Source organism: Enterobacter sp. WI-ESBL-E8, assembly GCF_053364895.1.
Genome location: NZ_JBRWXJ010000001.1, coordinates 275,417 through 287,709 on the forward strand (window position 1 = coordinate 275,417; position 12,293 = coordinate 287,709).

The following is a 12,293-nucleotide window of genomic DNA, read 5'->3' on the forward strand; positions in this document are numbered from 1 at the left end:
GGGCATCATTTGATGCCCTTTTTGCACGCTTTCACATCAGAACCTGGCTCATCAGTGATTATTTTTGTCATAATCATTGCTGAGACAGGCTCTGCAGAGAGCGTATAATCCGTAAAGGGATTAAGCGTATCGATTTGGCTCGCCTCGCAATCGCGGGGTGAAATTATTTGTAGAATTCTTCTGACAGGTTGGTTTATGAGTGCGAATACCGAAGCTCAAGGGAGCGGGCGCGGCCTGGAAGCGATGAAGTGGGTCGCTGTTGCCGTGCTGCTGATTGTGGCAATCGTTGGCAACTATCTTTATCGTGACATGATGCTGCCGCTCCGCGCGCTGGCAGTGGTGATTCTGATTGCTGCAGCGGGCGGTGTCGCGCTGTTAACGACTAAAGGTAAGGCAACCGTTGCTTTTGCACGTGAAGCGCGTACCGAAGTCCGCAAGGTGATTTGGCCAACTCGCCAGGAAACACTGCACACCACTCTGATTGTGGCTGCTGTGACTGCGGTAATGTCACTGATCCTGTGGGGACTGGATGGTATTCTGGTTCGCCTGGTTTCCTTTATCACTGGCCTGAGGTTCTAAGATGTCTGAAGCCCCTAAAAAGCGTTGGTACGTCGTTCAGGCGTTTTCCGGTTTTGAAGGCCGCGTAGCAACGTCGCTGCGTGAGCATATCAAATTACATAATATGGAAGAGTTGTTTGGCGAAGTTATGGTCCCGACCGAAGAAGTGGTCGAGATCCGTGGCGGCCAGCGTCGCAAAAGCGAGCGCAAATTCTTCCCGGGTTACGTGCTGGTTCAGATGGTGATGAACGACGCGAGCTGGCACCTGGTGCGCAGCGTACCGCGCGTGATGGGTTTTATCGGCGGCACGTCTGACCGTCCGGCACCAATCAGCGATAAAGAAGTTGATGCGATTATGAACCGCCTGCAGCAGGTAGGTGATAAGCCGCGTCCGAAAACGCTGTTTGAACCGGGTGAGATGGTTCGTGTTAGCGACGGTCCGTTTGCTGACTTTAACGGCGTGGTTGAAGAAGTGGACTACGAGAAGTCCCGCCTGAAAGTTTCTGTTTCTATCTTCGGTCGTGCGACCCCGGTAGAACTGGACTTTGCTCAGGTAGAAAAAGCCTAAACAGCGATCAAAAAAGCGACGATTTAATCGTTGCACAAGGCGCGAGATTGGAATACAATTTCGCGCCTTTTGTTTTTATGGGCCCGGCCCGTAAAACGAATTTTATTCACGGGGAGCCTTCCTGAGGCGTTATTACCCAATCAGAGGATTTTAGAATGGCTAAGAAAGTACAAGCCTACGTCAAGCTGCAGGTTGCAGCTGGTATGGCGAACCCAAGTCCACCAGTTGGTCCAGCTCTGGGTCAGCAGGGTGTGAACATCATGGAATTCTGTAAAGCGTTCAACGCAAAAACTGAATCCCTGGAAAAAGGTCTGCCAATCCCAGTCGTAATCACTGTTTACGCTGACCGTTCTTTCACTTTCGTTACCAAAACCCCTCCAGCAGCAGTTCTGCTGAAGAAAGCGGCTGGTATCAAGTCTGGTTCCGGTAAACCGAACAAAGACAAAGTGGGTAAAATTTCCCGCGCTCAGCTGCAGGAAATCGCGCAGACCAAAGCTGCCGACATGACTGGTGCCGACATTGAAGCGATGACTCGCTCAATCGAAGGTACTGCACGTTCCATGGGCCTGGTAGTGGAGGACTAAGAAATGGCTAAACTGACCAAGCGCATGTCCGTGATCCGTGACAAAGTTGATGCGACCAAACAGTACGACATCAACGAAGCTATCGCTCTGCTGAAAGAACTGGCAACTGCTAAGTTCGTTGAAAGCGTTGACGTTGCCGTGAACCTCGGCATCGACGCGCGTAAATCCGATCAGAACGTTCGTGGCGCAACTGTACTGCCACACGGTACTGGCCGTTCCGTTCGCGTAGCTGTATTTGCTCAGGGTGCAAACGCTGAAGCTGCTAAAGCTGCCGGCGCTGAACTGGTAGGTATGGAAGATCTGGCTGATCAGATCAAGAAAGGCGAAATGAACTTTGACGTTGTTATTGCTTCTCCAGATGCAATGCGCGTTGTTGGCCAGCTGGGCCAGGTTCTGGGTCCACGCGGCCTGATGCCTAACCCGAAAGTTGGTACTGTAACGCCTAACGTTGCTGAAGCGGTTAAAAACGCTAAAGCAGGTCAGGTTCGTTATCGTAACGACAAAAACGGCATCATCCACACCACCATCGGTAAAGTGGACTTTGACGCTGACAAACTGAAAGAAAACCTGGAAGCTCTGCTGGTTGCGCTGAAAAAAGCAAAACCAACTCAGGCGAAAGGCGTGTACATCAAGAAAGTTAGCATCTCCACCACCATGGGTGCAGGTGTTGCAGTTGACCAGGCTGGCCTGAGCGCTGCTGCAAACTAATGCCTTTACGTGGGCGGTGATTTTGTCTACAATCTTACCCCCACGTTTGCTAACAAAAGTTAGCGGCTAAAAGATTTGTTCGTTGGAGCCTGGCCTAATCCAGGCCTCCGTCGAAGACCGCAGGTGTTTCGCAAGAGACTTAATCCCCTGCGTAGACGGTGACAGAACGCTAAGATTATTTTTGGATACTCTGGCTTGTTTCTGCTCACCGTATTAAGACGCTCTTCCCGTTGGGTTGAGTGAAGTGAGTTCCGGAACATGAGTTCCGGCAAACATCCAGGAGCAAAGCTAATGGCTTTAAATCTTCAAGACAAACAAGCGATTGTTGCTGAAGTCAGCGAAGTAGCCAAAGGCGCGCTGTCTGCAGTAGTTGCGGATTCCCGTGGCGTTACTGTAGACAAAATGACTGAACTGCGTAAAGCAGGTCGTGAAGCTGGCGTATACATGCGTGTTGTTCGTAACACCCTGCTGCGTCGCGTAGTTGAAGGTACTCAGTTCGAGTGCCTGAAAGACACGTTTGTTGGTCCGACCCTGATTGCATACTCTATGGAACACCCGGGCGCTGCTGCTCGTCTGTTCAAAGAGTTCGCGAAAGCGAATGCAAAATTTGAGGTCAAAGCTGCAGCCTTTGAAGGTGAGTTGATCCCGGCATCGCAAATCGATCGCCTGGCAACCCTGCCGACCTACGAAGAAGCAATTGCACGCCTGATGGCAACCATGAAAGAAGCTTCGGCTGGCAAACTGGTTCGCACTCTGGCTGCTGTTCGCGATGCGAAAGAAGCTGCTTAATCGCAGTTATCTTTATAAAGCATTCGCTTACGTATAAACTTATTCTGATTTTCAGGAACAATTTAAATGTCTATCACTAAAGATCAAATCATTGAAGCAGTTGCAGCTATGTCCGTAATGGACGTTGTAGAACTGATTTCTGCAATGGAAGAAAAATTCGGTGTTTCTGCTGCTGCTGCTGTAGCTGTAGCTGCTGGCCCGGCTGAAGCTGCTGAAGAAAAAACTGAATTCGACGTAATTCTGAAAGCTGCTGGCGCTAACAAAGTTGCTGTTATCAAAGCAGTACGTGGCGCAACTGGCCTGGGTCTGAAAGAAGCTAAAGACCTGGTAGAATCTGCTCCAGCTGCGCTGAAAGAAGGCGTGAGCAAAGACGACGCAGAAGCACTGAAAAAATCTCTGGAAGAAGCTGGCGCTGAAGTTGAAGTTAAATAAGCCAACTTTTCTGGTTGCAGCCTAAGTAATTAGGCTGATGGCTGGTGACTTTTTAGTCACCAGCCTTTTTGCGCTGTAAGGCATCAGTAGCATTTCACACTGTTTGACTGCTGATTGTCCTGACAATGCATGTTTCTATCGACGACTTAATATATTGCGACAGGGTGCTCGCTCTGTGTAAATCGCGACGAAATGGTTTAAGCGTGATAGCAACAGGTATTGCGGAAAGTATTCAATTTTCCGGTCCACAAAATGGTGTTGCACAAACTGTCCCTTCGTCGGACAGATGGGTCGACTTGTCAGCGAGCTGAGGAACCCTATGGTTTACTCCTATACCGAGAAAAAACGTATTCGTAAGGATTTTGGTAAACGTCCACAAGTTCTGGACATTCCATATCTCCTTTCTATCCAGCTTGACTCGTTCCAGAAGTTTATCGAGCAAGATCCTGAAGGGCAGTACGGTCTGGAAGCAGCCTTCCGTTCCGTGTTCCCGATTCAGAGCTACAGCGGTAATTCCGAGCTGCAGTACGTCAGCTATCGCCTTGGCGAGCCGGTGTTTGACGTTCAGGAATGTCAGATCCGTGGCGTGACCTATTCCGCACCGCTGCGCGTAAAACTGCGTCTGGTGATCTACGAGCGCGAAGCGCCAGAAGGCACCGTAAAAGACATTAAAGAACAAGAAGTCTACATGGGTGAAATTCCACTCATGACAGACAACGGTACTTTCGTTATCAACGGTACTGAGCGTGTTATCGTTTCCCAGCTGCATCGTAGCCCGGGCGTCTTCTTCGACAGCGATAAAGGTAAAACACACTCTTCCGGTAAAGTACTGTATAACGCGCGCATCATTCCTTACCGTGGTTCATGGCTGGACTTCGAGTTCGATCCAAAAGACAACCTGTTTGTCCGTATCGACCGTCGTCGCAAACTGCCAGCAACCATCATTCTGCGTGCGCTGCAATATACCACTGAGCAGATCCTCGATCTGTTCTTTGAGAAAGTGATCTTTGAAATCCGCGACAACAAGCTGCAGATGGAGCTGGTGCCGGAACGTCTGCGTGGTGAGACCGCGTCGTTCGACATCGAAGCCGACGGCAAAGTGTATGTGGAAAAAGGTCGCCGTATCACTGCGCGTCACATCCGTCAGCTGGAAAAAGATGATATCAAACACATCGAAGTTCCGGTTGAATACATTGCAGGAAAAGTAGCCGCGAAAGATTACGTTGATGAATCAACTGGCGAGCTGATCTGCCCGGCGAACATGGAGCTGAGCCTGGATCTGCTGGCTAAGCTGAGTCAGTCTGGCCACAAACGTATCGAAACGCTGTTCACCAACGATCTGGACCACGGCCCTTATATCTCTGAGACTATCCGCGTCGACCCAACGACCGATCGTCTGAGTGCGCTGGTTGAAATCTACCGCATGATGCGTCCTGGTGAGCCACCAACTCGCGAAGCGGCTGAAAGCCTGTTCGAAAACCTGTTCTTCTCTGAAGACCGCTACGATCTGTCTGCGGTTGGTCGTATGAAGTTCAACCGTTCTCTGCTGCGTGATGAGATCGAAGGTTCCGGTATCCTGAGCAAAGACGACATCATCGAAGTGATGAAGAAGCTCATCGATATCCGTAACGGTAAAGGCGAAGTGGACGATATCGACCACCTCGGCAACCGTCGTATCCGTTCCGTAGGCGAAATGGCGGAAAACCAGTTCCGCGTTGGCCTGGTACGTGTAGAGCGTGCGGTGAAAGAGCGTCTGTCTCTGGGCGATCTGGATACCCTGATGCCTCAGGATATGATCAACGCCAAGCCGATTTCTGCAGCAGTGAAAGAGTTCTTCGGTTCCAGCCAGCTGTCTCAGTTCATGGACCAGAACAACCCGCTGTCTGAGATTACGCACAAACGTCGTATCTCTGCACTCGGCCCAGGCGGTCTGACCCGTGAACGTGCAGGCTTCGAAGTTCGAGACGTACACCCGACGCACTACGGTCGCGTATGTCCAATCGAAACGCCTGAAGGTCCAAACATCGGTCTGATCAACTCCCTGTCCGTGTACGCACAGACAAACGAATACGGTTTCCTCGAGACCCCGTATCGTAAAGTGACCGACGGTGTTGTAACCGACGAAATTCATTACCTGTCTGCTATCGAAGAAGGCAACTACGTTATCGCTCAGGCGAACTCCAACCTGGATGACGAAGGCCACTTTGTAGAAGATCTGGTTACCTGCCGTAGCAAAGGCGAATCAAGCTTGTTCAGCCGCGATCAGGTTGACTACATGGACGTTTCCACCCAGCAGGTGGTATCCGTCGGTGCGTCCCTGATCCCGTTCCTAGAACACGATGACGCCAACCGTGCATTGATGGGTGCGAACATGCAACGTCAGGCCGTTCCAACTCTGCGCGCTGATAAGCCGCTGGTTGGTACCGGTATGGAACGTGCTGTTGCCGTTGACTCCGGTGTTACTGCGGTTGCTAAACGTGGCGGTACTGTTCAGTACGTGGATGCATCCCGTATCGTTATCAAAGTTAACGAAGACGAGATGTACCCGGGCGAAGCAGGTATCGACATTTATAACCTGACTAAATACACCCGTTCTAACCAGAACACCTGTATCAACCAGATGCCATGTGTGTCTCTGGGTGAGCCAGTTGAGCGCGGCGACGTGCTGGCAGACGGTCCGTCTACCGACCTCGGTGAACTGGCGCTCGGTCAGAACATGCGCGTAGCGTTCATGCCGTGGAACGGTTACAACTTCGAAGACTCCATCCTCGTCTCCGAGCGTGTTGTTCAGGAAGATCGTTTCACCACCATCCACATTCAGGAACTGGCATGTGTGTCCCGTGACACCAAGCTGGGGCCAGAAGAGATCACCGCTGACATCCCTAACGTGGGTGAAGCTGCGCTCTCCAAGCTGGATGAATCCGGTATCGTTTACATCGGTGCGGAAGTGACCGGCGGCGACATTCTGGTTGGTAAGGTAACGCCGAAAGGTGAAACCCAGCTGACGCCAGAAGAAAAACTGCTGCGTGCCATCTTCGGTGAGAAAGCGTCTGACGTTAAGGACTCTTCTCTGCGCGTACCTAACGGTGTTTCCGGTACGGTTATCGACGTTCAGGTCTTTACCCGTGACGGCGTTGAAAAAGATAAACGTGCGCTGGAAATCGAAGAGATGCAGCTCAAACAGGCTAAGAAAGACCTGTCTGAAGAACTGCAGATCCTCGAAGCGGGTCTGTTCAGCCGTATTTATGCGGTGCTGGTTGCCGGTGGCGTTGAAGCTGAGAAGCTCGACAAACTGCCACGCGATCGCTGGCTGGAACTGGGCCTGACTGACGAAGAGAAACAGAATCAGCTGGAACAACTGGCTGAGCAGTATGACGAACTGAAACACGAGTTCGAGAAAAAACTCGAAGCGAAACGCCGTAAAATCACTCAGGGCGACGATCTGGCACCAGGTGTGCTGAAGATTGTTAAGGTGTATCTGGCTGTTAAACGTCAGATCCAGCCTGGTGATAAGATGGCAGGTCGTCACGGTAACAAGGGTGTTATCTCTAAGATCAACCCGATCGAAGATATGCCGCACGATGCTAACGGTACGCCGGTAGATATCGTACTGAACCCACTGGGCGTACCGTCTCGTATGAACATCGGTCAGATTCTGGAAACCCACCTGGGTATGGCTGCGAAAGGTATCGGCGACAAGATTAACGCCATGCTGAAGCAGCAGGAAGAAGTCGCGAAACTGCGCGAATTCATCCAGCGTGCCTACGATCTGGGTACCGATGTGCGTCAGAAAGTCGACCTGAACACCTTCAGCGATGAAGAAGTGCTGCGTCTGGCTGAGAACCTGAAAAAAGGTATGCCAATCGCAACGCCAGTATTCGATGGTGCGAAAGAAGCTGAAATTAAAGAGCTGCTGCAACTGGGTGGTCTGCCAACGTCTGGTCAGATTACGCTGTTTGACGGCCGTACCGGTGAACAGTTCGAGCGTCCGGTAACCGTAGGTTACATGTACATGCTGAAACTGAACCACCTGGTCGACGACAAGATGCACGCTCGTTCTACCGGTTCTTACAGCCTGGTTACTCAGCAGCCGCTGGGTGGTAAGGCACAGTTCGGTGGTCAGCGCTTCGGGGAGATGGAAGTGTGGGCGCTGGAAGCATACGGCGCGGCATACACCCTGCAGGAAATGCTCACCGTTAAGTCTGATGACGTGAACGGTCGTACCAAGATGTATAAGAACATCGTGGACGGCAACCATCAGATGGAACCGGGCATGCCTGAATCCTTCAACGTACTGTTGAAAGAGATTCGTTCGCTGGGTATCAACATCGAACTGGAAGACGAGTAATTCTCGCTCAAACAGGTCACTGGTGCCGGGTTAACCCCCGGCACCAGATTGTGCTAACTCCGACGGGAGCAAATCCGTGAAAGATTTATTAAAGTTTCTGAAAGCGCAGACTAAAACCGAAGAGTTTGATGCGATCAAAATTGCTCTGGCTTCGCCAGACATGATCCGTTCATGGTCTTTCGGTGAAGTTAAAAAGCCGGAAACCATCAACTACCGTACGTTCAAACCTGAGCGTGACGGCCTTTTCTGTGCGCGTATTTTCGGGCCAGTAAAAGATTACGAGTGCCTGTGCGGTAAGTACAAGCGCCTGAAACACCGTGGTGTGATCTGTGAGAAGTGCGGCGTTGAAGTGACCCAGACCAAAGTGCGTCGTGAACGCATGGGCCACATCGAGCTGGCGTCTCCTACCGCGCACATCTGGTTCCTGAAATCTCTGCCGTCCCGTATCGGTCTGCTGCTGGATATGCCGCTGCGCGATATCGAACGTGTTCTGTACTTCGAATCTTATGTGGTTATCGAAGGCGGGATGACGAACCTGGAACGTCACCAGATCCTGACTGAAGAGCAGTATCTGGACGCGCTGGAAGAGTTCGGTGACGAATTCGACGCGAAGATGGGTGCGGAAGCTATTCAGGCCCTGCTGAAGAGCATGGACCTGGAGCAAGAGTGCGAGCAGCTGCGTGAAGAGCTGAACGAAACTAACTCCGAAACCAAGCGTAAAAAGCTGACCAAGCGTATCAAACTGCTGGAAGCGTTCGTTCAGTCTGGTAACAAACCAGAGTGGATGATCCTGACCGTTCTGCCGGTTCTGCCGCCAGATCTGCGTCCGCTGGTTCCGCTGGATGGTGGTCGTTTCGCAACGTCCGATCTGAACGATCTGTATCGTCGCGTTATCAACCGTAACAACCGTTTGAAACGTCTGCTGGATCTGGCTGCGCCGGACATCATCGTACGCAACGAAAAACGTATGCTGCAGGAAGCGGTAGATGCCCTGCTGGATAACGGTCGTCGCGGTCGTGCGATCACCGGTTCTAACAAACGTCCTCTGAAATCTTTGGCCGACATGATCAAAGGTAAGCAGGGTCGTTTCCGTCAGAACCTGCTCGGTAAGCGTGTTGACTACTCCGGTCGTTCTGTAATCACCGTAGGTCCATACCTGCGTCTGCATCAGTGCGGTCTGCCGAAGAAAATGGCACTGGAGCTGTTCAAACCGTTCATCTACGGCAAGCTGGAACTGCGTGGCCTGGCCACCACCATCAAAGCCGCTAAGAAAATGGTTGAGCGTGAAGAAGCTGTCGTTTGGGATATCCTGGACGAAGTTATCCGCGAACACCCGGTACTGCTGAACCGTGCACCAACCCTGCACCGTCTGGGTATCCAGGCATTTGAGCCAGTCCTGATTGAAGGTAAAGCTATCCAGCTGCACCCGCTGGTTTGTGCGGCATATAACGCCGACTTCGATGGTGACCAGATGGCTGTTCACGTACCGCTGACGCTGGAAGCCCAGCTCGAAGCGCGTGCGCTGATGATGTCTACCAACAACATCCTGTCTCCAGCGAACGGTGAACCAATTATCGTTCCTTCTCAGGACGTTGTATTGGGTCTGTACTACATGACCCGTGACTGTGTTAACGCCAAAGGCGAAGGCATGGTGCTGACTGGCCCGAAAGAAGCTGAGCGTATTTATCGCGCTGGCCTGGCCTCTCTGCATGCGCGCGTTAAAGTGCGTATCACCGAATACGAAAAAGATGCAAACGGCGAATTCGTTGCGAAAACCAGCCTGAAAGACACGACCGTTGGCCGCGCCATTCTGTGGATGATCGTACCGAAAGGTCTGCCTTTCTCCATCGTCAACCAGGCGCTGGGCAAGAAGGCTATCTCCAAAATGCTGAACACCTGTTACCGCATTCTGGGCCTGAAGCCGACCGTTATCTTCGCTGACCAGACAATGTACACCGGCTTTGCTTATGCAGCGCGTTCAGGTGCATCTGTTGGTATCGATGACATGGTCATCCCAGAGAAGAAACACGAGATCATCTCTGAAGCGGAAGCCGAAGTTGCTGAGATCCAGGAGCAGTTCCAGTCTGGTCTGGTTACCGCGGGCGAACGCTATAACAAAGTTATCGATATCTGGGCAGCGGCGAACGATCGTGTATCCAAAGCGATGATGGATAACCTGCAGACCGAAACCGTGATTAACCGTGACGGCGTAGAAGAGCAGCAGGTTTCCTTCAACAGCATCTACATGATGGCCGACTCCGGTGCGCGTGGTTCCGCAGCACAGATTCGTCAGCTGGCAGGTATGCGTGGTCTGATGGCGAAGCCAGATGGCTCCATCATCGAAACGCCAATCACCGCGAACTTCCGTGAAGGTCTGAACGTACTCCAGTACTTCATCTCCACGCACGGTGCGCGTAAAGGTCTGGCGGATACCGCACTGAAGACAGCGAACTCCGGTTATCTGACGCGTCGTCTGGTTGACGTTGCGCAGGATCTGGTTGTGACCGAAGACGATTGTGGCACCCTCGAAGGTATCACCATGACCCCGGTTATCGAGGGTGGTGATGTTAAAGAGCCACTGCGCGATCGCGTACTGGGTCGTGTTACCGCGGAAGACATTCTGAAGCCGGGTACTGCAGACATTCTGGTTCCACGCAACACGCTGCTGCACGAACACTGGTGTGACCTGCTGGAAGCGAACTCTGTTGACTCCGTGAAAGTACGTTCCGTTGTATCTTGTGACACCGACTTTGGTGTATGTGCGCACTGCTATGGTCGTGACCTGGCGCGTGGCCACATCATCAACAAAGGTGAAGCTATCGGCGTTATCGCGGCACAGTCCATCGGTGAGCCGGGTACACAGCTGACGATGCGTACGTTCCACATCGGTGGTGCGGCATCTCGTGCGGCTGCTGAATCCAGCATCCAGGTGAAAAACAAAGGTAGCATCAAGCTCAGCAACGCGAAGTCTGTTGTTAACTCCGCTGGCAAGCTGGTTGTGACCTCTCGTAACACCGAGCTGAAGCTGATCGACGAATTCGGTCGTACCAAAGAGAGCTATAAAGTGCCTTACGGTGCTGTTATGGCGAAAGGTGATGGCGAGCAGGTTGCCGGCGGTGAAACCGTAGCAAACTGGGATCCACACACCATGCCGGTTATCACCGAAGTGAGTGGTTTCATCCGCTTCACTGACATGATCGACGGCCAGACCATTACTCGTCAGACCGACGAGCTGACCGGTCTGTCTTCTCTGGTGGTTCTGGATTCTGCAGAGCGTACTGCGGGTGGTAAAGATCTGCGTCCTGCACTGAAAATCGTTGATGCTCAGGGTAACGACGTTCTGATCCCGGGTACCGACATGCCTGCGCAGTACTTCCTGCCGGGTAAAGCGATCGTTCAGCTGGAAGATGGTATTCAGATCGGTGCGGGTGATGCACTGGCGCGTATTCCTCAGGAATCCAGCGGTACCAAGGACATCACCGGTGGTCTGCCACGCGTTGCTGACCTGTTCGAAGCACGTCGTCCGAAAGAGCCTGCAATCCTGGCTGAAATCAGCGGTATCATCTCCTTCGGTAAAGAGACCAAAGGTAAACGCCGTCTGGTTATCACTCCAGTAGATGGCAGCGAGCCGTACGAAGAGATGATTCCTAAGTGGCGTCAGCTCAACGTGTTCGAAGGTGAACGTGTAGAACGTGGTGACGTGGTTTCCGATGGTCCAGAAGCACCGCACGACATTCTGCGTCTTCGTGGCGTACACGCGGTAACGCGTTACATCACCAACGAAGTACAGGACGTTTACCGTCTGCAGGGCGTTAAGATTAACGATAAGCACATCGAAGTTATCGTTCGTCAGATGCTGCGTAAAGCAACCATCGAAAACGCAGGCAGCTCCGAGTTCCTGGAAGGCGAACAGGTTGAATACTCTCGCGTCAAGATCGCTAACCGCGAACTGGAAGCGAACGGCAAAATCGGTGCGACCTTCTCGCGCGATCTGCTGGGTATCACCAAAGCGTCTCTGGCAACCGAGTCCTTCATCTCTGCAGCATCGTTCCAGGAAACCACGCGTGTCCTGACCGAAGCCGCTGTTGCAGGTAAACGTGATGAACTGCGCGGTCTGAAAGAGAACGTCATCGTGGGTCGTCTGATCCCGGCGGGTACCGGTTATGCGTACCACCAGGATCGTATGCGTCGTCGTGCTGCAGGCGAACTGCCAGCTGCACCGCAGGTTACTGCTGAAGATGCATCCGCGAGCCTGGCAGAACTGCTGAACGCAGGTCTGGGTGGTTCCGACAACGAGTAATCGTTG

General features: G+C 52.3%; 8 protein-coding genes. All 8 read left to right on the forward strand.

Annotated elements, in window-relative coordinates; genetic code table 11:
- Positions 1-195 precede the first annotated feature (195 nt).
- The 8 genes from secE (at position 196) to rpoC (ending at position 12,287) form a co-directional block, all read left to right on the forward strand.
- Positions 196-579 (forward strand): preprotein translocase subunit SecE, encoded by a 384-nt coding sequence (secE, locus tag ACWHWP_RS01350; RefSeq protein ID WP_014068449.1) that lies wholly within the window; start codon positions 196-198, stop codon positions 577-579.
- Between the two features lies 1 nt (position 580).
- A complete protein-coding gene (gene nusG, locus ACWHWP_RS01355) occupies positions 581-1,126 on the forward strand; it encodes a transcription termination/antitermination protein NusG (RefSeq protein WP_002438628.1) in 546 nt (181 codons plus the stop codon).
- A 155-nt stretch (positions 1,127-1,281) separates the two neighbouring features.
- Positions 1,282-1,710 (forward strand): 50S ribosomal protein L11, encoded by a 429-nt coding sequence (gene rplK, locus ACWHWP_RS01360; RefSeq protein WP_008503452.1) that lies wholly within the window; start codon positions 1,282-1,284, stop codon positions 1,708-1,710.
- A gap of 3 nt (positions 1,711-1,713) precedes the next feature.
- The gene (gene rplA / locus ACWHWP_RS01365; RefSeq protein ID WP_006810530.1) at positions 1,714-2,418 is read left to right on the forward strand and encodes a 50S ribosomal protein L1; all 705 of its coding nucleotides are present in this window, start codon (positions 1,714-1,716) and stop codon (positions 2,416-2,418) included.
- Positions 2,419-2,709: 291 nt separating this feature from the next.
- The gene (gene rplJ / locus ACWHWP_RS01370; protein WP_001207203.1) at positions 2,710-3,207 is read left to right on the forward strand and encodes a 50S ribosomal protein L10; all 498 of its coding nucleotides are present in this window, start codon (positions 2,710-2,712) and stop codon (positions 3,205-3,207) included.
- Positions 3,208-3,273: 66 nt separating this feature from the next.
- Positions 3,274-3,639, forward strand: coding sequence for a 50S ribosomal protein L7/L12 (gene rplL / locus ACWHWP_RS01375; protein ID WP_006176746.1), 366 nt, complete (start codon positions 3,274-3,276; stop codon positions 3,637-3,639).
- Positions 3,640-3,958: 319 nt separating this feature from the next.
- Positions 3,959-7,987: a DNA-directed RNA polymerase subunit beta gene (gene rpoB / locus ACWHWP_RS01380; RefSeq protein ID WP_047345341.1), complete on the forward strand. Its 4,029-nt coding sequence runs from the start codon at positions 3,959-3,961 to the stop codon at positions 7,985-7,987.
- Between the two features lie 76 nt (positions 7,988-8,063).
- On the forward strand, positions 8,064-12,287 hold the full coding sequence (rpoC, locus tag ACWHWP_RS01385) for a DNA-directed RNA polymerase subunit beta' (RefSeq protein ID WP_047345342.1): 4,224 nt from the start codon (positions 8,064-8,066) through the stop codon (positions 12,285-12,287).
- Positions 12,288-12,293: the final 6 nt, after the last annotated feature.